Raw genomic sequence first — 20,357 nt, 5'->3', positions numbered from 1 at the left:
GGGCGTTTTATTGGCTAGGTGCAGAGGGAAAGGTCAGTGACAGCCTTGTTCAGAGCAAGAAAGTCGCCAAGGAATATCAAGTGTCTGTTGGTGCCTGCTTCCCTTGAATGGGTACACTCAGGGCTCGTGCGTGATGCACAAAATGATCCTTGCTTTCATTTTCTTCGCGTTCATCTTCTCGAATTGTCTGTATCAAGAAGATCGTTTCGTGTGAGCTGGTCAAGCTCGCTTAATGTAAAGGCTGTGTTCGAATCAGGCCGACCGCCAGTCCTTCGATAGCAAAGACCTCGCCAGAACGGATATGAATCGGCTCAAAGTCCGGATTCTCGGGCAGTAGCACAATTTTTCCCTTTTCCCTGGACAGTCTTTTGACGGTGACCTCATCGTCGATACGGGCAACCACGATTTCTCCGACACGCGCTTCACTCGTCTTTTTGACCGCTAACAGATCCCCGTCCAGTATGCCGATGTCGCGCATACTCATTCCACGAACCTGAAGAAGGTAGTCCGGTCTGGACGAGAATAACGATGAGTCGACGGCGAGCTCTTTCGCGACGTTCTCTTGTGCAAGAATTGGCGAACCGGCGGCCACACGTCCAATCAGGGGTAGAGTGGTCTGGTTGAGGCTTGGTAGTGCATACGAGATGGTTGATGCATATGGCATGCCGGACTCAACAGTCTGGTCCGCTATCTGCGCTTGAGTTGAATTATGCGTCGGTTTTTGCTGGATCAGCCTGATGCCTCGTGATGCACCTGCCTTGAGCTCGATATAGCCTTTTCGCGCCAGAGCACGAAGATGATCTTCTGCCGCATTGGTCGATTTGAATCCAAGCTTGCGCGCAAGTTCAGCCCGTGTCGGAGGGAAACCTGTTTGTTCGAGCAGCTGCACGATGAGATCAAGCACCTGTGCTTGTCGAGCGGTTAACTCAGTAGCCATCAAATTCTCCGGGCTGTATGTATATACAGCGCATTGTGACGTATTTCATCACAATTTGCAAGTGAGCACATTGTGTGAAGTAAGTCGTCTAGCTGTCTGATTCCTTTGGTTGTTTTAGGTTGATTTGAAGGCAAGACCAGGCCGATGGCGTTGGGTCATCGGGCATGTCTTGGTTCAAGCATATGAATTTCTGCTATCAACTGGCGGAATCGTTCAGCCATTCAGAGCGGCAGAAGTCACAGATGGATATCAAGAGTTCGAGAACGCGAGAGCCACTCAGGCCAGGGAGCCACACAACGTGGTTCGCTGGCCTGAGTGGTTTGCAAAGGGGCGACGTGATTCTTCACGCCAAATTGCTGGAGTCAACAACTTCTAGTGCGTCAGCCTTTGATAACGCTTGCGATAGCCTTTGCGACTGTGTCGATGTTTTTGCTGTTAAGGGCGGCAACGCAGATCCTGCCACTTGAAATAGCGTAGATCGCATGCTCTTCACGCAGTTTGTCCACTTGTGCTGCTGTCAGTCCCGAGTATGAGAACATGCCTTTCTGGGCCATCACAAAATCGAAGTTCATGTTGACGCCATTCTCAGCCAGCTTGTTCACAAGCTGTGATCGCATTTCCTTGATGCGTTGACGCATCTCACCGAGCTCTTCTTCCCACATTGCGAACAGTTCAGGCGTATTCAATGCTTCAGCGACAATTGCACCGCCAAATGTTGGCGGGTTGGAGTAATTGGTGCGAATGACCCGTTTGACCTGACTCAGCACCCGGGCTGCCTCCTCGGCGCTATCGGTCACCAGTGTCAGGGCCCCAATACGCTCTCCGTACAGAGAAAATGACTTGGAGAACGATGTGCTGATCAGGCAGTTTAGACCCTTTTCCACAAACAGTCGCACTGCGGCTGCATCGGCCTGCAATCCATCACCAAATCCCTGGTAGGCGATGTCCATAAACGGAATCAATTCCTTGTCCTGAACAACTTTGGCGATCTCGGTCCACTGTTCAGGAGTCGGGTCAACGCCCGTCGGGTTGTGGCAGCATGCATGTAGCACCACGATGGACTTTGCGGGCAGGCTCTTCAGAAAATCGAGCATGCCATCAAGATTCAGTCCGTGTGTCTCGGGGTCATAGTAGGGGTACTCAACGACTTCAAAGCCGGCTTTTTCAAACAGCGCGCGGTGATTCTCCCAGCTCGGCTTGCTGATAGCGACTTTGGCGTCAGGCAACAGCGCTCTAAGGTAGTCTGCGCCAATCTTCAGAGCGCCGGTTCCACCAATCGATTGAACAGTGACGCAGCGCTCTGATTTGATCGCCTCACTGTCCTTGCCCAGAACCAGTTCGCGTGCGCCACGGTTCAGCTTGGCGATGCCCTCGATCGGCAAATAGCTGTGAGCGAGCTGAGCCTGAACCCGGTCAACTTCAGCCTTGTGAACACAACGCAGCAAAGGGACACGTCCATCATCGTCGTAATAGACACCGACTCCCAGGTTGACTTTATGCGAACGGGTATCTGAGTTGTACTGTTCGGTCAGACCCAGGATTGGATCACGCGGTGCGAGTTCGACGGACTGAAAAAGTTTGCTCATTGGGCGACCTTCGCGCTTGCGGCAGCGCTACTTTTGAATGTTGTCAGTTGTGAATAATCGGGGAAAGTCATCAGACGGAAGAACCCTTTCGAGTCATCTGGATGGTCATACTGGACTGCAGGGGAGGCTACCGTCATAATGGGGGTTGTCCACGAATTGGGGAAAACCCCATCTAAAGTCTAACATGACAAAAGGCCGTTTCGTAGAGTTTCCGCAGAGCCCTTTCTCTCTGTACCAGCCTTATCCGCCAGCGGGCGATCAGCCTGTGGCGATTGAACAACTGAGCGAGGGCATCGATGACGGATTGATGTTTCAGACACTTCTGGGGGTGACTGGTTCTGGCAAAACCTTCACCATGGCAAACATCATTGCCAGGACTGGTCGGCCGGCACTGGTGCTGGCCCCCAACAAGACGCTCGCGGCACAGCTATACGCGGAAATGCGAGAGTTTTTTCCTCGTAACGCGGTTGAGTACTTCGTGTCTTACTATGACTACTACCAGCCGGAGGCCTACGTCCCGTCACGAGATCTCTTTATTGAAAAAGACTCGTCAATTAACGAACACATCGAACAGATGCGACTGTCTGCCACCAAGAGTCTGCTTGAGCGGCGCGATACGGTCATTGTGGGGACTGTATCCTGTATTTACGGTATCGGTAATCCTTCCGATTATCACGCGATGGTGCTGGTCCTGCGCGCAGGTGATCGAATTTCGCGCCAGGAAGTGCTGGCACGACTAGTGGCCATGCAGTACTCGCGTAATGACGCTGAGTTCACCCGGGGCGTGTTCCGTGCGCGCGGTGAGGTCATTGACGTGTACCCGGCAGAAAGTGCAGACCTGGCTGTACGCATCACAATGTTTGACGACGAGATCGAGAGCCTGGCTTTGTTTGATCCGCTTACTGGCAAGGTTCGCCAGAGCGTTCCGCGATTCACTGTTTATCCGGGGTCACACTACGTCACGCCTAGAGAAACGGTTCTGCGGGCTGTAGAGACCATCAAGGAGGAGTTGCGCGAGCGTCTCAAGCAGCTTGTTGACGCAGGGCAACTGGTTGAAGCCCAGCGCCTGGAGCAGCGCACCCGGTTTGATCTGGAGATGCTCGGCGAGCTCGGCTTCTGCAAAGGAATCGAGAACTACTCACGCCACCTGTCCGGAGCAAAGCCAGGCGACCCGCCGCCGACGCTGATTGATTACTTGCCGGCCGATGCGCTGATGTTCATTGACGAGAGTCATGTCACGATGGGGCAGCTTGGCGGGATGTATCGAGGAGACCGTGCAAGAAAGGAAACACTGGTTCAGTACGGTTTTCGTTTGCCTTCGGCCTTGGATAATCGTCCGCTCAAGCTTGAAGAGTTCGAGCACCGTATGCGTCAAACCGTGTTTGTTTCAGCCACTCCGGCGGCATACGAGCAGGGGCGCTCCGATAAGGTGGTAGAACAAGTGGTTCGACCGACAGGGTTGGTCGATCCGATTGTCGAGGTGCTTCCAGCGGCTACTCAGGTTGACGATCTGCTTGATAAAGCCAGGATCTGCGTCAGTCATGGCCAGAGGGTGCTCGTGACAACACTTACCAAACGTATGTCAGAGGAGCTGACGGACTTCCTGACCGAGCAGGGGTTGAAAGTGCGTTACCTGCATTCGGACATCGATACGGTCGAGCGAGTGGAGATTATCCGGGATCTGCGTCTGGGTGTTTTTGATGTGCTGGTGGGGATCAACTTGCTGCGCGAAGGTCTCGACATTCCGGAAGTCGCATTGGTGAGCATTCTGGATGCTGACAAGGAAGGATTTCTGCGATCTGAAAGGAGCTTGATTCAGACGATTGGACGCGCTGCCCGTAATGTCAACGGGCGCGCAATCCTGTACGCCGACCGGATCACAGACTCGATGCGCAGGGCTATGGATGAAACGAGTCGACGGCGGGAACGCCAGATAGCATTTAATCTGGAGCATGGAATCGAAGCAAAGAGTGTGATCAAGGCGGTAAAGGAACTGATTGATGGCGTCGTGGTAAGTACCCCGGTGAATGCGGGGCAGGACGATCTGCCGGCATTTGAACCAACGGATGAGAAGTCGGTCGCCAAAGCCATTAAGCAGCTGGAAAAGAAGATGCTTGATCACGCCAAGAACCTGGAGTTCGAGCAGGCTGCGGCTGCACGCGATGCGCTAAACAGGCTCAAGCAACAAGTGCTTCAATATGGTGCGTAACAAGTGAAAATTGGTGCGTTGCAAGATGACAGCGTCATTTTCTTGATGTGAATTATTAGATAATTTACTTTAAAATTAGATGTTAACATTATGTTTTAAATAGAAGTAAGTGTAATTTTTCACTGTAACGAAAATGCAACTTCCTTAAAAAAATTCTGGACAACTTACGGGTTTTCCCGCAAAATTCGCACCATGATGACAAAAGTTCTCTTCGTATGCATGGGTAACATTTGCCGTTCGCCAAGTGCGGAGGGCGTGTTTCGCCATATGATCAATGAGGCCGGCCTGAGCGATGTAATTGGCATCGATTCCGCCGGGACACACAACTTTCACGTGGGTGAAATGCCAGACGCAAGAACAATTGCGGCTGCACGCAAACGTGGCTATGAGGTTACCCAGCGTCCTGCGCGGCAGATCAGTGCCGAGGACTTCCTGGAATATGACCTCATTCTTGCTATGGACTGGGAAAACCTGTCAGCGATGCAGCAGCAGTGCCCTAAGCACCACCGGCACAAACTGATGCTTCTGATGCGTTTTGCGAATGAGTTCGAGGAGGCCACTGTTCCGGATCCCTACTACGGTGGGCTGGACGGATTTGGCAAGGTTCTCGACTACATCGAAGACGCCTGTCAAGGGGTTCTGGAGATGGTTCGCAAGCGTGCGACCCAGTATCAGGCAGCCTGACGCAGAGCTGTGACAAGCTGGCACGCGAATTGCAGGACTTCCGGATTCTCGTTGCTGGCTCAGTCATCAGGCACACGGGGTCTCACCTCCCATTGAGCAAAGCATTGATTGCAATGCGTGACCAGGCTCTCGTTATCGAGACCTGTATAACAGCAGGGTGAGGGGTGAGCGGAATTCAACGCAGTCACATTTGAGTTCTACACTGCAGCACCGGGATCTTCTCCCGGTTAATTAAAAAAACCGCGCCTGGTTGCGCGGTTTTTTTGTGGGCGGTGTTTTTTACCGACAGAGACCAAAAGTGGAGCCCAATACTGTGTTACGGAGCCCCAGAAGTGCCTTGAGTTTCGGTTGATGGCTCGAGATCTCGTCAGGTAAACGCCTATTGCCACAGGGCTAACCACTGTGTAAGCGCTTTCAATAAAAGAAGACTCTAATTTATTTCTTGATGATGCGTTGATGCCAGCTGTTACATTTCAGTGTGAATGTCATCAGAGTCTGTATATCTTTCACAATGGTTCTATAAAATATCAATAAATCAATTATATAAGATAACTATATAAAGTATTTTCTAGAAAAATTTATCGTCACAGGAATAGATTTCTTTCGATGATCGAGTGTGCTTGCTGAGTTTTTTGAACTAATGAGTTCAGATTGCGTCGAATCAGTTTCCGGCATTTACTGATAAATAAGTTGACTATTTAAGTCGGAAATTTGTTATACTTGAGTTGTTTAGTCAACTTAATACATCAGGCCAGTTCGCATTCAAAGCCCGATAGCTTTGAAGCTGGCAGGATGCTTTGACAGAGGACGATGACATGCGACTAACTACGAAAGGGCGGTTTGCGGTAACGGCGATGATCGATTTGGCCCTGCGACAGCATAGCGGTCCGGTCACCCTGTCCGCGATCAGCCAGAGGCAGAACATATCTCTGTCCTATCTTGAGCAGCTGTTTGGCAAGTTGCGTCGCCACGAACTTGTCGACAGCATTCGCGGCCCAGGTGGTGGTTACACGCTGGCCAGGCTGGCGCGCAACATCACGGTGGCCGATATCATTTTTGCGGTCGACGAACCCATGGATGCAACCAACTGTGGGGGAAAATCGGACTGTGCTAGCGGCACGGATGGGCGCCCTGGCGTGTGCATGACCCATGAGCTGTGGTCTGCGCTCAACCGTACCATGGTTGATTTTCTGGATTCGGTGTCCCTGCAAGATCTGGTTGATCAGCAGCGGATGCGTCAGCTTCAGGAAGGGACCGTGCAGCGCTCCGAGACTCCGATCCGTGTTTCCCCCACAGCAGCAGATCCGTTTGCGCGCCGTGCGGGAGAGACCGTTACGGTGTGACTTCGGTCCGGCACGCGACTTTGAATTCATCTAGTTTCAGGAGTTTTTAAAAATGTCGGTCAAACCAGTCTATTTCGACTATTCAGCCACGACTCCCGTGGACCCGCGTGTGGTCGACAAGATGGTGCCGTGGCTCTATGAACATTTCGGCAATCCAGCTTCGCGCAGCCACGCATTCGGTTGGGAAGCGGAAGCGGCTGTCGAGCAAGCCCGTGCTGACGTGGCAGAGCTGATCAATGCGGACCCGCGTGAGATTATCTGGACCTCCGGTGCAACCGAATCTAACAACCTGGCCATCAAGGGCGCAGCTCATTTCTATGCTGAGCGTGGCAAACATGTGATTACGGTCAAGACAGAACACAAGGCGGTTCTTGATCCGTGCCGCGAACTTGAGCGTCAGGGTTTTGAAGTGACGTATCTTGATGTGATGGAGAATGGCCTTGTTGACATGAAGGCGCTTGAAGCTGCTATCCGGCCCGATACGGTTCTCGTGTCCGTGATGTTCGTCAATAACGAGATTGGCGTCATTCAGGACATAGAAGCGATTGGCCAGATGTGCCGCGAGCGCAAGATCATTTTCCACGTTGATGCGGCCCAGGCCACCGGCAAAGTTGCGATTGACCTCGAGAAGCTGAAGGTCGACCTGATGTCGTTTTGTGCGCACAAGACTTATGGTCCGAAGGGCATCGGTGCGTTATACATCCGTCGCAAGCCGCGTGTTCGTCTGGAAGCGCAGATGCACGGTGGCGGGCACGAACGGGGGTTCCGTTCCGGTACGCTTGCAACGCACCAGATTGTCGGCATGGGTGAGTCTTTCAGGCTTGCTCGGCTTGAGATGGGTACAGAGAACGAACGTATTCGTATGTTGCGGGATCGTCTCTGGAACGGTATCAGCGAGATCGAAGAGGTCTATCTGAACGGTGATCTCGAGCGTCGGGTGCCACACAACCTGAACGTGAGCTTTAATTACGTCGAAGGCGAGTCGCTCATCATGGCGGTCAAGGAGCTTGCAGTCTCTAGTGGATCCGCCTGTACATCGGCCAGCCTTGAACCCTCGTACGTTTTGCGCGCGCTGGGTCGTAACGATGAACTGGCACATAGTTCCATTCGTTTCACGCTGGGACGTTTCACGACTGAGCAGGAAGTCGACTTTGCAGTCGAGCTCCTTAAGGCGCGTGTCCAGAAATTGCGTGACATGTCACCGCTCTGGGAGATGGCCAAGGAAGGTATTGATCTCAACTCTGTCCAGTGGACAGCTCATTGAGTTTGATGCACTGAGGTTGAGAGTCAAGGTTGAATATGTAGGCTGCGCACCGGTTGCGCACAACAAGACTGTGTATCGCGATGAGGTCTGACCGCAACCGCGAACAGTCATCAGGAGTAACAAACATGGCATACAGCGATAAAGTTCTGGATCATTACGAGAATCCCCGTAACGTCGGGGCGTTTGACAAGTCAGATGATCACGTCGGAACCGGGATGGTCGGTGCACCAGCCTGTGGGGATGTGATGAAGCTGCAGATTCGTGTCAACGATGAAGGCATCATTGAGGATGCACGCTTCAAGACCTATGGATGCGGTTCAGCGATTGCGTCGAGTTCACTTGTAACAGAGTGGGTCAAGGGTAAGTCCCTCGATCAGGCGATGGATATTCGTAATACCGAGATCGCCAAAGAACTCGCGTTGCCTCCGGTCAAGATTCACTGTTCGATTCTGGCTGAAGATGCGATCAAGGCCGCTGTCAAGGATTACAAAGACAAGCATGGAAGCTAACCTGGAAACGAGGACGAGCATGGCAGTGACACTGACGGCCAGCGCGGCCGACCATATCCAGAAGTATCTGAGCAAGCGCGGTAAAGGGATTGGTCTGCGGCTAGGCGTGCGAACCACCGGATGCTCGGGCATGGCGTACAAGCTCGAGTACGTAGACGACCCGAAACCTGAAGACGAGGTGTTCGAGAGTCATGGAGTCAGGGTGTTTGTTGACCCCAAGAGTCTCGCCTATCTGCAGGGTACTGAACTTGATTACGCTCGAGAGGGATTGAACGAGGGCTTCAAGTTTCAGAATCCGAACGAGAAGGCCACCTGTGGTTGTGGCGAGTCTTTCACGGTTTGATGCCTTGACTTCAAACCGTTCGCCCAGTTTTTTCGAGCTGCTTGGTCTGGCCGAAACATTCGAGATTGATCCTCAGGATTTGCAGGATCGGTGGAAGACTGCGGCTGCAAAGGTGCATCCGGACCGGTTCGCAGGTGGTACGGCGGCTGAGCGGCGGGTTGCAATGCAGTGGAGCGCCCAGCTCAACGAGGCTTACCGGACTCTGCGTGATCCGGTAAGCCGTGCTCGCTACATCTGCGAGCTGAACGGACACCCTGTCGGGGATCGTCCTGGCGGTCAACTTGATGCCGATTTTCTTGAGCAGCAGATGCTTTGGCGGGAAGCGCTTGAAGAGATCCGGGAGTCGACCGGCTCCGATGATTCGCAAGCACCGTTGCACACCAGGGAAGCGGTTGATTCGCTCAGAGTGCAGGTTGAGCAGGCGCGTCAGGCGTGCGTCACCCAGGTTTCAAGAATGATTGATGCGCAATGCTGGCCCCAGGCAGCGGCTGCACTGCAGCAGTGGATGTTCGTAGACAAATTTATGCAGGAGGTCAGTCGGCTCAAATTGACTGGCTCCTGAGCGGATTCAAATATCAATATGGCATTTTTACAGATTTCTGAGCCCGGGCAGTCGCCTGCGCCGCATCAACGTCGGGTCGCGATTGGTATCGACCTTGGCACGACGCACTCCTTGGTCGCTGCTGTCAGGCATAGCGTTGCCCAGTGTTTGCCGGACGAGCAAGGTGAGTTGCTACTGCCTTCGGCAGTTTACTATGCGGGCGACGGCAAGGTGCTGGTGGGTCGTGATGCACTGGCCCACCAGCGATCTAACCCGCTTGACACGCTGGTGTCCACCAAGCGGCTCATGGGGAAGTCGCTCGAGGATGCCAGGCAGTCACAGATGCCTTACCGGTTTGCCGAGCATGGCAACAGTGTCTCCATTGTGACCGATGGTGCTACGGTTACTCCGGTGGAAGTGGCCGCCCAGATCCTTCGGGCATTGCGCGAGCGTGCCCAGGCCAGTCTGGCAGAGGACCTGGTGGGTGCGGTGATTACGGTACCAGCGTATTTCGACGATTCGCAGCGGCAGGCGACACGAGACGCGGCGAGGCTTGCCGGCTTGACGGTCTTGCGTCTTCTGAACGAACCCACTGCTGCGGCCATTGCCTATGGACTCGATAACGATTCGGAAGGCGTTTACGCTGTCTACGATCTGGGGGGTGGTACGTTTGACTTGTCTTTGCTGCGATTGACTCAGGGTGTTTTCGAGGTGATCGCGACCGGCGGAGATACCGCACTCGGTGGAGATGACTTTGATGACGTGATTGTGCGGCATTGTCTGGGCAAAGCAAAAATAGCTGATGTTGATTCGCCTACACAGCGTCATCTGTTGTCAGCCGCGCGCCGGCTGCGCGAGAAACTGACCGAATGCGACGAAGCGAGCGAGCCCACCGGCCTGGATGAACCGAGTCAGTTGCATCTTTCTCGTCAGGTATTTGAGGAACTGGCCGAGTCGCTGGTTCAGCGTACGCTGGTCTGCGCACAGCGGGCGATGGACGATGCAGGTCTGGATGTGACGCAGGTAAATGGTGTTGTGATGGTGGGCGGTGCTACCCGTATGCCCGTTGTACAGCGTCTGGTTGGTGCTTATTTCGAGCAGGACCCTCTGGTCAATCTGAATCCCGACGAGGTGGTGGCGATGGGTGCGGCCAAACAGGCCAATCTGCTAGCAGGAAACCGATCGGTCGACGAGGACTGGTTGCTGCTTGATGTCACGCCATTGTCGCTGGGGCTTGAGACCATGGGGGGTCTTGTCGAGATCGTCATCGCCCGCAATAGTACGATTCCGGTAGCGCGTGCTCAGGATTTCACAACATATCAAGATGGCCAGACGGCCATGGCATTGCATGTTGTCCAAGGCGAGCGTGATCTGGTGAGCGAATGTCGTTCCCTGGCGCGGTTTGAGTTGCGCGGAATTCCGCCCATGGTCGCGGGTGCGGCGCGTATCCGGGTCACTTTTCAGGTTGACGCGGACGGGTTGTTGAGTGTGACTGCCAGAGAACAGTCGAGTGGTGTGGAAGCAACGGTCACAGTCAAACCCTCGCACGGACTGTCTGACGAGGACATCGCGAACATGCTTGCTGATGGTGTTGCCAGTGCGGATGCAGATTCGCAGTCACGCATGTTGCGTGAGCATCAGGTTGAGGCTCGCCAGTTGGTGGAGTCGACCATTGCAGCCCTTCAGTCAGATGCAGACCTGTTGTCGGAAGCGGAACGTGCCGTCATTGACACCCAGATCGGGAAGACCCGCCTGGCGATTGAAAGCGACGATGTGGATGCAGTGCGCGATAATTTCGAAGCACTGTCGCGCGCAACCGACGAGTTTGCAGCCCGCAGGATGGATCGCAGCATCCGTGCCGCGCTGACTGGCCGAACCCTGGATCAAATCTGACTGACGTATAAAAAATGCCCAAGCTTACTGTAATACCTCATCCTGATGTTTGTCCTGATGGTGCGGTCATTGAAGACGCGCCGCAGGGCGAGTCTATCTGTCGCGTGTTGCTTGATCATCAGATCGAGATCGAACACGCGTGTGAACTGTCTTGTGCCTGCACGACATGTCATGTGATTGTTCGTACTGGGTTTGATTCGCTGGAAGAAGCGACCGACTCAGAAGAAGACATGCTTGATCGTGCCTGGGGTCTGAGTACACTGTCCCGACTATCTTGTCAGGCGATTATTAGCGATGAAGACTTGACGATCGAGATTCCACGCTACACCATCAACCACGCTAAAGAAAATCACTAGCGCCGGTTTTCCTGCCGTGCGCTTTTCTTGTCAAAGTTTTCGAGAGATTATTGTGAGACCAAACTCCATCAAGCGCGCGCTGCAGGCAGGCCAGTCCATCGTCAACGGTTGGCTGGCGATTCCTTCGTCATATTCGGCAGAGGTGATGGGACACTCCGGATGTGACGCGGTAACAGTTGATCTGCAACACGGTATGATCGGGTTTGACTCGGCGCTAGGCATGTTCCAGGCGCTTTCATCTACACCAGCCATTCCACTGGCGCGTGTGCCAGTCAACGACGGTGCCCAGATCATGCGACTGCTTGACGCAGGTGCATACGGCATAATCTGTCCCATGATCTCGACGCCTGAGGATGCGGCCCGGTTCGTCTCGGCCTGTCGTTACCCGCCTAAAGGTGACCGCTCATTTGGCCCTTCTCGTGGCATGCTCTACGGTGGTTCTGATTACTACCCGCATGCAGATGACGAGATTCTGACAATTGGCATGATTGAAACCCAGGCTGGACTCGACAACCTTGACGCAATTCTTTCTGTCGAAGGCCTGGATGGTATTTACATTGGTCCTAATGATCTGAGTCTTGCGCTTGGGCAGGCACCTAGTTCCGAGCCAACGTCACCGGTGGTGGTTCAAGCCATCGCCCATATCTGCGAGCGCACGTCCGCGCACGGCAAGATCCCCGGTATCTTCTGCTCGTCGGGCGAGGCTGCCAGAATGCGGGTAGAGCAAGGTTTCCGAATGGTGACTCCGGGTAATGAGGCAGGTTTGCTTGCAGCGGCGGCCCGAGCTGCAGTCAGCACCATTAAGGGGAATGGCACCGGCTTCACACCATCAACCTCTTCCACGTCCGGACCAACTGGACATTCGGGTTACTGATTCTCTGGGAGAGGAGTATGTCTGCTGCTCCGAGTGCACCGAGTCTGCGATTTTCTGCCAATCTGGGGTTTTTGTGGCGAGATCTGCCTTTGCTTGAACGCATCGAACGGGCGGCCAGGGCCGGATTTCAAGGCATTGAAATGCACTGGCCATATGAGGAAGATCCCGATGCGGTTGCCACGCTCTGTCAAAAGCATGGCATGTCGGTTCTCTCTATCAACACTCCACAAGGTGACGTTGCCGCGGGTGATAGCGGCCTGGCTGCGCAGCGAGGTCGGCAAGAGGAATTCCGTGATGCATTTCTGATGACGCTAGACTGGGCGGTCAGGAGTACGGCGAGCATGATTCATGTTTTGCCTGGCAAACGAAACGTCGAAGCGACTCGAATCAGCGAGAACCATTTTCCCTCTGCGGACAACCCTGTCGATTCCGGGCAGTTCGATTGTTTTGTGAAAAATCTTCAATGGGCAAGTGATCAGGCCAGAGCACACGGTAAGGGACTGTTGCTTGAAGCGATTAATGGCCGGGACAAGCCAGGGTATTTTTATCATACGCAGGAAGCTGCACACGCGGTTTTAACAGCGTGCAATCGATCCAATATTCGATTGATGTTCGACGTCTATCATGTCGGTGTTGCCCAAGGGGATGTGCTGAACCGGCTTGAACGTTTCATCCCATCCATTGGACATGTCCAGATTGCAGGCGTTCCGGATCGAAATGAACCCGATCGGGGTGAAATCTGCTATCGCGCTGTTTTTGAGAAGCTCATCAGTCTCGGTTACACCGGCTGGATTGGTTGCGAGTACCGTGCAGATGCAGGAATTGAGTCGGGACTTTCTCGCTGGACGAAGTCTTGCGCGGTGACGCTGGGTTGACCTGAGTTTGGCCAGTACGCTATTGCACTTCTAGTGACAGAGGGGGCAGGCAAGACATCCCGGATGTTTCGTGTCGACAAGAACAAACGTGGCAGAAGATCATCCTCAGATCTCCTGCCACGTTGTTACTGACTCAAGGTCCTGGTCTTGATTCCTAAGCTTCCTGCTTTCGCATGTGTGGAAACAGAATCACATCCCGAATGCTCGGGCTATCCGAGAGCAGCATGATCAGACGGTCCACACCGATTCCACACCCTCCTGTCGGTGGCATGCCGTACTCTAGCGCACGGATGTAGTCTTCGTCGTAGTACATTGCCTCTTCGTCTCCAGCGTCCTTGGCTGCAACCTGAGCTGCAAATCGTGCAGCCTGGTCTTCAGGGTCATTCAGCTCGGAGAAGCCATTGGCGAGTTCGCGCCCAGCAATGAAGAGCTCGTAGCGCTCGGTGACACCCGGTTGGCTATCGGATGCACGTGCGAGCGGGGATACCTCGACGGGATAGTCGATGATGTAGGTCGGATCCCAGAGATTGGGTTCTGCCACCTCCTCGAACAGAGCAAGCTGCCATGCCCCGACGCCTGCATTGGTGAAGGCGGGGTCATTGATATTCACTCCGAGCCGTTCCAGTTCTTCCTTGAGGAATTTGACGGTGCCGAGTTGCTCGGTCTCGTAGTGAGGTGCATGCTCTTTGATGGCTTCGACAATTGTCTGGCGTTTGAACGGCTTGGCCAGGTCAAGTGTCCGGTCCTGATAGGTGAGGGTGGCGCTACCGGTTGCACGAATTGCAATTTCCCGGATCAAGGATTCGGTGAAATCCATCAGCCATCGGTAATCCGTGTAGGCTGCATAGAACTCCATCATGGTGAATTCAGGATTGTGACGCGGACTCACACCTTCATTGCGAAAATTGCGGTTGATCTCGAATACCCGTTCGAATCCACCCACAATCAGTCGCTTGAGATACAACTCAGGGGCAATCCGCAGGAACATGGCCATATCAAGCGCATTGTGATGCGTGATGAATGGCTTGGCGGCTGCACCTCCGGGGATGGGCTGCAGCATGGGGGTTTCCACTTCGAGAAACTCATGTTCGACCATGATCTGTCGCATCGCGGCAATCGCTTTGCTGCGCATGACGAAGGTGTCCCGAGTTTGCTGGGTCACAATCAGATCAACGTATCGCTGACGATATCGAAGCTCCTGGTCAGTGACACCGTGAAACTTGTCCGGAAGCGGGCGCAGCGACTTGCTCAGGAGGCGAATCTGCGAGGCATGGATCGACAGTTCACCTTTGTTGGTCTTGAAGACTTTTCCATGGACACCGAGGATATCGCCAAGGTCCCAGTGTTTGAAATGTTCATAGACATCTTCGCCAATCGACCCTTTGTCCAGGTAGATCTGGATACGGCCTGTGGCGTCTTGTAAAGTCGCAAAACTTGCTTTGCCCATCACGCGCTTGAGCATCATGCGCCCGGCAACTGACACCTCATGGCCGGCCGCTTCAAGCGTGGGTTTATCCTGCTCACCGTAAAGGTAGTGCAAGGTGGCCGCGCGGTGGCCGGGAGTGAAGTCGTTCGGAAATACCTGACCAATCTGACGGATTTCGGCGAGTTTCTGACGACGTTCGGCGATCAGATGGTTCTCAGAGGAGGGAGCTTGATTCATGGTTAGAAAGTATGTTGACGGACATCATCGATTGCACGATCCCCAAAATCTGCCAGTGCCAGCAGGCTCAGCAGATTGGACCCGGTCACCTTGGGATCAGCCAGTGCGCCGGTACGGTGGAAGTCTTCAAACTTCTGGCGGTTTGGAAACAGCTCGTCTGGCGTACCACGAATGGTTTCCTGCATGGGTGTATCGACGATACCAGGCGCAACTGATGCAATGCGCAAGTTGGCATGGCCTTCGATCTTGACCGCTTCAACATAGCGATCCATGGCGGCCTTGGTGGCGCAGTAGATGCCCCAGCTGTGCGAGGCATTACGACCAGCGCCTGAAGAGATCATCATAATGCGGCGTTCCGTTGCCTTGCCGGTGGCCTGAAGGAAGCAGCCTGTCAGGTAGATGGGGGCTACGATGTTGATGTCAAACGCCTGGGCAATTGCATCGATGTCGGTGTGTCGGTCTGCTGGCAGGATCGGATTGACGGTGCCTGCGTTCAGGACCAGACGTGCCTGGTCGACGCCTTCGAGAAGGGTCGCCAGTGCCTGTCCGGCCTGTTCTGTTTCGTTTCGATCGGACAGGTCGACCAGCAGCTCGTTCCAGTCTGTCGAGTGCGCCTTGGCGATTTCGACCAGTTCAGGAACGCTACGACGTCCCATGGTGATGACGCGCTCGCCGCTTTGCGCCATTTTCTCTGCCATGGCGCGACCAATTCCGCGTGTCGCACCAGTGATGATCGTGGTTGGTTTTTGCTGAGTCATAACGTTATCTGGTTCTGTGTCTTGTTATTAAAGGTCTTCAGGGTCGTGCCATACCGTTCCGGCCGTAGGAGCTGCTGTGTATTGCGATCGACCAGGCTTTGACCGTCATCGGGAGATCGAAGCAAGTGGACAGACTGCTCACACTGAAAACGTGGTGCCATGTATAAACAGGCAGGCACCACTGTGGTCTCTGTGCTCATTGCCGGACAAGGCTTACAGACCCTGCTTCAAGCTGGCTTGAATAAACGGATCAAGATCGCCGTCAAGAACCTTCTGGGTGTTCGAAATCTCGACCGAGGTGCGTAAATCTTTGATTCTGCTCTGATCGAGGACGTAGGAGCGAATTTGATGACCCCAGCCGACGTCGGTCTTGGCGTCTTCCATTTTCTGCTGTTCAGCCATGCGCGCACGCATCTCGAATTCGTACAGTTTGGATCGCAGCATTTCCATCGCTTCAGCCCGGTTGCGGTGCTGGGAGCGGTCATTCTGGCACTGCACCACAATGCCGGTGGGCGCGTGCGTGATCCGCACCGCCGAGTCGGTCTTGTTGATGTGCTGACCACCCGCGCCGCTGGCACGGTAGGTGTCGACCCTGAGATCGGCAGGGTTGATGTCGATCTCGATGGATTCATCAACCTGCGGGTAAACGAACACACTTGCAAACGAGGTGTGACGGCCCCCGGAGGAGTCAAACGGGCTTTTGCGAACGAGTCGATGTACACCGGTTTCGGTGCGCAGGTGACCGAACGCGTAATCGCCTTCGACCTTGATGGTGGCTGACTTGATGCCAGCTACATCACCTTCGGACTCTTCCAGTACTTCGACCTTGAAATCCTTACGTTCGCAATATCGAAGGTACTGACGCAGCAACATGGACGCCCAGTCCTGGGCCTCGGTGCCACCTGCACCGGCCTGAATGTCGATGAAGCAGTTCAGTGGATCAGCGGGATTGGAGAACATCCTGCGGAATTCCAGACCTTCAAGGGTACTCTGGAACTCGTCTGCGTCGGCATCGATCGCGATCAGCGTCTGGTCATCCTCATCTGCAGCGGCGAGCTCGAACAGTTCCAGCGAGTCGCGAATCGCGCGATCAAGCGAGTCGAGTGTGTGGACCACATTTTCCAGGCTCTTCTTCTCGCGACCAAGCGATTGAGCCCGTTCGGGGTCATTCCAGACCTCAGGGTCTTCAAGTTCCGCGTTGATGACTTCTAAGCGGTTGGCTTTGTCATCGTAGTCAAAGATACCTCCGGGCAGACAGCTCGCGCTCGAGGTAGTCTGCGAGTCGGGCGGCCAGTGCGTTTTGACGTTCAGCTTCCATAGTCTTCCAGTTCCTGCTTGTTCTAGTTCAACCCGTTATTCTAACGTACGGGCTTGCCGTGTACGCGATCAGTCGTTCTGCTTTACGACGCAGGCCATGCTGCATCGATGATCATCTGAAGGGAAATACGGGATTGCCAGACGTTGGGGGCAATTCGGTACACCGCTTCGATGCTCTCGGCCAAAGGCTCTGCCTGGTTGAACCAGATGGCATCAAAACGCTGCCTGTCGCGCACTAGCGAGAGCTTGAGGTGTTTGCCCCCGACCAGGCGCTGTCCTGCAACCTGGAACGTATCCTGAAACAGCGGTGCCGCAAATCCGGCGCCCCAGACCTGCTGTTCAAGCATTTGTGCTGTCTGCACATTGGCCCAGCCCGATTCCAGCGAACCATCTGTCTCGATCACTGGTTCGAAGCGGGTTTGTCCGGTCAGTTCGACAACTGCGTCAATCAGGGCTGTTTCAAATGTCTGGAGATGACCGTCTGCCAGCGTGAGGCCAGCCGCCATGGCGTGTCCGCCGAACTTGAGGATCATGCCGGGATGGCGTTTTGAGACGAGGTCAAGCACATCGCGCAGGTGAACGTCCGGAATGGAACGCCCGGATCCGCGCCAGTTCCCGTCATCACCCTGTGCAAACGCAATGACCGGGCGGTAATACTTTTCTTTCAGGCGCGATGCCACAAGCCCTACCACGCCTTGATGCCATTGCGGATGGTGCACACACAGTGCAGCCTGCTGTGCGCTGGCTTGTACGTCCTCGACTGCGGTCATGGCCTGGTCCCGCATGACAGACTCGATCTGGCGTCGTTGCTGATTGATCTCGTCGAGCTGGCGGGCGAGCGCGAGCGCATGGTCCGGATCGTCAGTGGTCAGACACTCGATTCCAACGGTCATGTCTGTCAGGCGGCCTGCGGCATTGATGCGTGGGCCGATGGTGAATCCCAGATCAAAGGTGGTTGCCTGTGCCGGGTCGCGGCCACTGACTGCAAACAGCGCCCGCAAACCTGGTTGCAGTTGCCCGTTGCGCATGCGTGCCAGTCCGCGCGTCACCAGGAGGCGGTTGTTGGCATCGAGTCGAACAACGTCGGCAACCGTACCGAGCGCCACCAGGTCGACCAGATTGTCCAGGCGCGGCTGGCTTTGCGCATCAAAATGTCCGCGGCTGCGCATTTCACTGCGTAGCGCCATCAGCACATAAAAGATCACACCAACACCTGCCAGATTCTTGGACGGAAATCCGCAGTTGGGCTGATTCGGATTCACGATCGCCAGTGCATCAGGCAACTCATCGCCGGGCAGGTGGTGGTCGGTCACCACTACCTGCATGCCGTGCTCGTGCGCGACCCTCACGCCGTCTACACTGGCAATCCCATTGTCAACTGTCACCAGAATGTCGGGCTTTCCTGCCGCGTGCCGTACGGCCAGCTCGACCACCTCGGGTGACAGTCCATAGCCAGTTTCGAAGCGGTTTGGCACCAGAAAGTCCACACTGGCTCCAAGCGCACGCAATCCCCGGACAGCCACCGCACAGGCTGTCGCGCCATCACAGTCATAGTCAGCAATGATCAGCAGATGCTTGCCGGCCTCAATGGCGTCAGCCAGCACCTGTGCTGCATGGTCAACCTGGGTGAGCCGTGCAGGTTCGATGAGCTGCCTCCATTCTGTTCCCATTTCGGCGCAATCCCTGACCCCGCGGGCAGCCAGCAGGCGAGCCAGCAACGGATGAACGCCCTGACTGGCGAGTCGTCTGGCGATGTCCTGCGGGACGGGACGGGCTTTAGTCAGACGTTGTTCCACCAGTGACTCCATGTTTGTTGCGGATGTTGCCGGGTTAAAGGGCTGTCAGAACTGCTCACCGGGCTGCTTTGCTGCCGGTGCGGGTCTGGGCGGGTGGTTCCAGGCTGACCGCCACGCAGGCGTGACAGCGTGTTCTTGAGTAAATGTGTGATCAAGCTCGAAACGCGATGCATCGTTGCCTGTGGTGGCGTCGACTGTCCGAGAGTCCTTTGACCGTTCTTGCTCGCGTCGGTGTGCAAGCTGACGATGCGATCGTCTCCGGTCAGAATCAGTTCAAAGTCATTCTGAACGTTATGGCCTGTCCCTGGCATCGCCTCTTTTTCCCGTAAAAGCTGTTCGACAATCCGGGCATAACCGCAGAGCCATTCGGCCCAGTCCCCGTTCTGTGCAGGGCGCGTCAGTTCGGTGATCCACTGAACATCGGCCTCAGGTCTGGGTGTCCATCCATTGGCACCGCCATAGAGCCAGACACCATTGATCGTCGGCATACCTTGCTGTGACCGTCTTTCGTTGACAGGATGGTCATGCCAGCACATCTGGATTTCGTTGAGCAAGCGTCTCCACGGTCTCCATGCATCATCTGTTGGCCACCAGTCTCCCAGATCCTGTCCACGCACTGCACCCGGCGAGGCAAGCCAGGCGTGCTCTGGCAGATTGCCCCGCACTCGCCAGCTGCCTGGTGTCAGCATCTCGAGTTCAAAGGGGTCACCAGGCTGCCCTTGTAGCGGCGTGATGGCCTCGTGCAGTGCGCGCAAATCCTCCTCGCTCGCCTGCAAGTCTGATAGAGGGAGTAAAGTCGCTCGCTCAGCGGAGATCAGCGTGGCGCACGCCTGGGCAATCCAGACGGGCTCATCGGGATCGCGGATACCATACTCGAGGGCCGGGAGTGCACTCCCGGGCGGCAAAGCAGGTGCGCCCTTGATGCCCTGAGGCTCGGTATCGTCGGTGCTGATCCGACAGCCGTTTGTCTGCAGCAGCAACCGCTCGGCGGGGGTGCAGCCATACTCGGAAACCGGGCTGGCAAGCATCCGGGCGTGCAGGGGGCCGAACAATTCGGCGAGCCGGGCAGGCATGTTGTCACTTGAGTTCAGCAATGCTTGCTCAAGCGACTGGGCGAGTGCGGCAGGCGGTAGCGCGTGGGTCACGATCCATTTCATGCCTGTATTGTAAGGTTTGCGTGCCATCACGCTTGTATGTCCGGATGCAGTAGGAGGCTAAGTGGTGGTGACTGAGTGGTGGTGACTGAGTGGTGGTGACTGAGTGGTGGTGACTGAGTCGTAGACGAGGCCACTCTTGGCTGTGTCGGGATGGGCAGCTGCTGGTGCAACGGCTGACCGAGCGTCCGGGAACGTTGGTGCCATAATGACGGTCTTACTGCCGCACAGCATCTGTGCGCAGGCTTGGGCAGG

Annotated in this window: 18 protein-coding genes; 11 read left to right on the top strand and 7 right to left on the bottom strand. The window is 55.0% G+C overall.

What is annotated here, in order from left to right; translation table 11 throughout:
* Positions 1-229 precede the first annotated feature (229 nt).
* Positions 230-937 carry a transcriptional repressor LexA gene (gene lexA, locus DBV39_RS06005; RefSeq protein WP_108620761.1) on the bottom strand — a complete coding sequence of 236 codons (708 nt, stop codon included), beginning with the start codon at positions 935-937 and terminating at the stop codon, positions 230-232.
* A gap of 380 nt (positions 938-1,317) precedes the next feature.
* The gene (locus DBV39_RS05995) at positions 1,318-2,523 is read right to left on the bottom strand and encodes an amino acid aminotransferase (RefSeq protein ID WP_108620759.1); all 1,206 of its coding nucleotides are present in this window, start codon (positions 2,521-2,523) and stop codon (positions 1,318-1,320) included.
* Between the two features lie 184 nt (positions 2,524-2,707).
* On the opposite strand from DBV39_RS05995, the gene uvrB reads away from it, so the two are divergent.
* The 11 genes from uvrB to DBV39_RS05940 all read left to right on the top strand — a co-directional run bounded on the left by uvrB (position 2,708) and on the right by DBV39_RS05940 (position 13,414).
* The gene (gene uvrB / locus DBV39_RS05990; protein ID WP_108620758.1) at positions 2,708-4,732 is read left to right on the top strand and encodes an excinuclease ABC subunit UvrB; all 2,025 of its coding nucleotides are present in this window, start codon (positions 2,708-2,710) and stop codon (positions 4,730-4,732) included.
* A 192-nt stretch (positions 4,733-4,924) separates the two neighbouring features.
* Positions 4,925-5,416 carry a low molecular weight protein-tyrosine-phosphatase gene (locus tag DBV39_RS05985; protein ID WP_108620757.1) on the top strand — a complete coding sequence of 164 codons (492 nt, stop codon included), beginning with the start codon at positions 4,925-4,927 and terminating at the stop codon, positions 5,414-5,416.
* An 815-nt stretch (positions 5,417-6,231) separates the two neighbouring features.
* Positions 6,232-6,759 (top strand): Fe-S cluster assembly transcription factor, encoded by a 528-nt coding sequence (locus DBV39_RS05980; protein ID WP_108620756.1) that lies wholly within the window; start codon positions 6,232-6,234, stop codon positions 6,757-6,759.
* A gap of 52 nt (positions 6,760-6,811) precedes the next feature.
* Positions 6,812-8,023 carry an IscS subfamily cysteine desulfurase gene (locus tag DBV39_RS05975; protein WP_108620755.1) on the top strand — a complete coding sequence of 404 codons (1,212 nt, stop codon included), beginning with the start codon at positions 6,812-6,814 and terminating at the stop codon, positions 8,021-8,023.
* A gap of 125 nt (positions 8,024-8,148) precedes the next feature.
* Complete coding sequence (iscU, locus tag DBV39_RS05970; protein WP_108620754.1) at positions 8,149-8,532, top strand: Fe-S cluster assembly scaffold IscU; 384 nt, start codon at positions 8,149-8,151, stop codon at positions 8,530-8,532.
* A gap of 19 nt (positions 8,533-8,551) precedes the next feature.
* Positions 8,552-8,875: an iron-sulfur cluster assembly protein IscA gene (gene iscA / locus DBV39_RS05965; RefSeq protein WP_108620753.1), complete on the top strand. Its 324-nt coding sequence runs from the start codon at positions 8,552-8,554 to the stop codon at positions 8,873-8,875.
* 4 nt (positions 8,876-8,879) lie between these two features.
* A complete protein-coding gene (gene hscB, locus DBV39_RS05960) occupies positions 8,880-9,437 on the top strand; it encodes a Fe-S protein assembly co-chaperone HscB (RefSeq protein ID WP_159078828.1) in 558 nt (185 codons plus the stop codon).
* A gap of 18 nt (positions 9,438-9,455) precedes the next feature.
* Positions 9,456-11,309: a Fe-S protein assembly chaperone HscA gene (hscA, locus tag DBV39_RS05955; protein ID WP_108620751.1), complete on the top strand. Its 1,854-nt coding sequence runs from the start codon at positions 9,456-9,458 to the stop codon at positions 11,307-11,309.
* Positions 11,310-11,323: 14 nt separating this feature from the next.
* Positions 11,324-11,665, top strand: a complete 342-nt coding sequence (gene fdx, locus DBV39_RS05950) for an ISC system 2Fe-2S type ferredoxin (RefSeq protein WP_108620750.1) — start codon at positions 11,324-11,326, stop codon at positions 11,663-11,665.
* 52 nt (positions 11,666-11,717) lie between these two features.
* Positions 11,718-12,539 (top strand): HpcH/HpaI aldolase family protein, encoded by an 822-nt coding sequence (locus DBV39_RS05945; protein WP_108620749.1) that lies wholly within the window; start codon positions 11,718-11,720, stop codon positions 12,537-12,539.
* 17 nt (positions 12,540-12,556) lie between these two features.
* Complete coding sequence (locus tag DBV39_RS05940; protein WP_108620748.1) at positions 12,557-13,414, top strand: hydroxypyruvate isomerase family protein; 858 nt, start codon at positions 12,557-12,559, stop codon at positions 13,412-13,414.
* Positions 13,415-13,568: 154 nt separating this feature from the next.
* On the opposite strand, the gene lysS is transcribed toward DBV39_RS05940, so the two are convergent.
* From lysS to DBV39_RS05915, 5 genes are all read right to left on the bottom strand, one after another.
* A complete protein-coding gene (gene lysS, locus DBV39_RS05935; protein ID WP_108620747.1) occupies positions 13,569-15,077 on the bottom strand; it encodes a lysine--tRNA ligase in 1,509 nt (502 codons plus the stop codon).
* A gap of 2 nt (positions 15,078-15,079) precedes the next feature.
* Positions 15,080-15,835 carry an SDR family NAD(P)-dependent oxidoreductase gene (locus DBV39_RS05930; RefSeq protein ID WP_108620746.1) on the bottom strand — a complete coding sequence of 252 codons (756 nt, stop codon included), beginning with the start codon at positions 15,833-15,835 and terminating at the stop codon, positions 15,080-15,082.
* Positions 15,836-16,048: 213 nt separating this feature from the next.
* Positions 16,049-17,153, bottom strand: a protein-coding gene (gene prfB, locus DBV39_RS05925; protein ID WP_159078827.1) for a peptide chain release factor 2 whose coding sequence is annotated in 2 segments (ribosomal slippage) — positions 16,049-17,071 and positions 17,073-17,153 — 1,104 coding nt in all. Because the reading frame shifts where the segments join, the coding sequence is not laid out codon by codon here.
* 82 nt (positions 17,154-17,235) lie between these two features.
* Positions 17,236-18,951, bottom strand: a complete 1,716-nt coding sequence (gene recJ, locus DBV39_RS05920) for a single-stranded-DNA-specific exonuclease RecJ (RefSeq protein ID WP_407669279.1) — start codon at positions 18,949-18,951, stop codon at positions 17,236-17,238.
* On the bottom strand, positions 18,933-20,132 hold the full coding sequence (locus DBV39_RS05915; RefSeq protein ID WP_108620743.1) for a hypothetical protein: 1,200 nt from the start codon (positions 20,130-20,132) through the stop codon (positions 18,933-18,935). The genes recJ and DBV39_RS05915 overlap by 19 nt, the downstream gene beginning before the upstream one ends.
* Positions 20,133-20,357: the final 225 nt, after the last annotated feature.

Origin of the sequence: Orrella marina, from assembly GCF_003058465.1 — a bacterium.
Taxonomy (GTDB): domain Bacteria; phylum Pseudomonadota; class Gammaproteobacteria; order Burkholderiales; family Burkholderiaceae_B; genus Algicoccus; species Algicoccus marinus.
This window is presented reverse-complemented; position numbering and strand designations above follow the sequence as displayed.

What these genes read in the sequence shown, in the direction of transcription:
- lexA (WP_108620761.1), bottom strand. Translation starts at nt 937, where the DNA reads ATGGCTACTGAGTTAACCGCTCGACAAGCACAGGTGCTTGATCTCATC.
- DBV39_RS05995 (WP_108620759.1), bottom strand. Translation starts at nt 2,523, where the DNA reads ATGAGCAAACTTTTTCAGTCCGTCGAACTCGCACCGCGTGATCCAATC.
- uvrB (WP_108620758.1), top strand. Translation starts at nt 2,708, where the DNA reads ATGACAAAAGGCCGTTTCGTAGAGTTTCCGCAGAGCCCTTTCTCTCTG.
- DBV39_RS05985 (WP_108620757.1), top strand. Translation starts at nt 4,925, where the DNA reads ATGATGACAAAAGTTCTCTTCGTATGCATGGGTAACATTTGCCGTTCG.
- DBV39_RS05980 (WP_108620756.1), top strand. Translation starts at nt 6,232, where the DNA reads ATGCGACTAACTACGAAAGGGCGGTTTGCGGTAACGGCGATGATCGAT.
- DBV39_RS05975 (WP_108620755.1), top strand. Translation starts at nt 6,812, where the DNA reads ATGTCGGTCAAACCAGTCTATTTCGACTATTCAGCCACGACTCCCGTG.
- iscU (WP_108620754.1), top strand. Translation starts at nt 8,149, where the DNA reads ATGGCATACAGCGATAAAGTTCTGGATCATTACGAGAATCCCCGTAAC.
- iscA (WP_108620753.1), top strand. Translation starts at nt 8,552, where the DNA reads ATGGCAGTGACACTGACGGCCAGCGCGGCCGACCATATCCAGAAGTAT.
- hscA (WP_108620751.1), top strand. Translation starts at nt 9,456, where the DNA reads ATGGCATTTTTACAGATTTCTGAGCCCGGGCAGTCGCCTGCGCCGCAT.
- fdx (WP_108620750.1), top strand. Translation starts at nt 11,324, where the DNA reads ATGCCCAAGCTTACTGTAATACCTCATCCTGATGTTTGTCCTGATGGT.
- DBV39_RS05940 (WP_108620748.1), top strand. Translation starts at nt 12,557, where the DNA reads ATGTCTGCTGCTCCGAGTGCACCGAGTCTGCGATTTTCTGCCAATCTG.
- lysS (WP_108620747.1), bottom strand. Translation starts at nt 15,077, where the DNA reads ATGAATCAAGCTCCCTCCTCTGAGAACCATCTGATCGCCGAACGTCGT.
- DBV39_RS05930 (WP_108620746.1), bottom strand. Translation starts at nt 15,835, where the DNA reads ATGACTCAGCAAAAACCAACCACGATCATCACTGGTGCGACACGCGGA.
- DBV39_RS05915 (WP_108620743.1), bottom strand. Translation starts at nt 20,132, where the DNA reads ATGGCACGCAAACCTTACAATACAGGCATGAAATGGATCGTGACCCAC.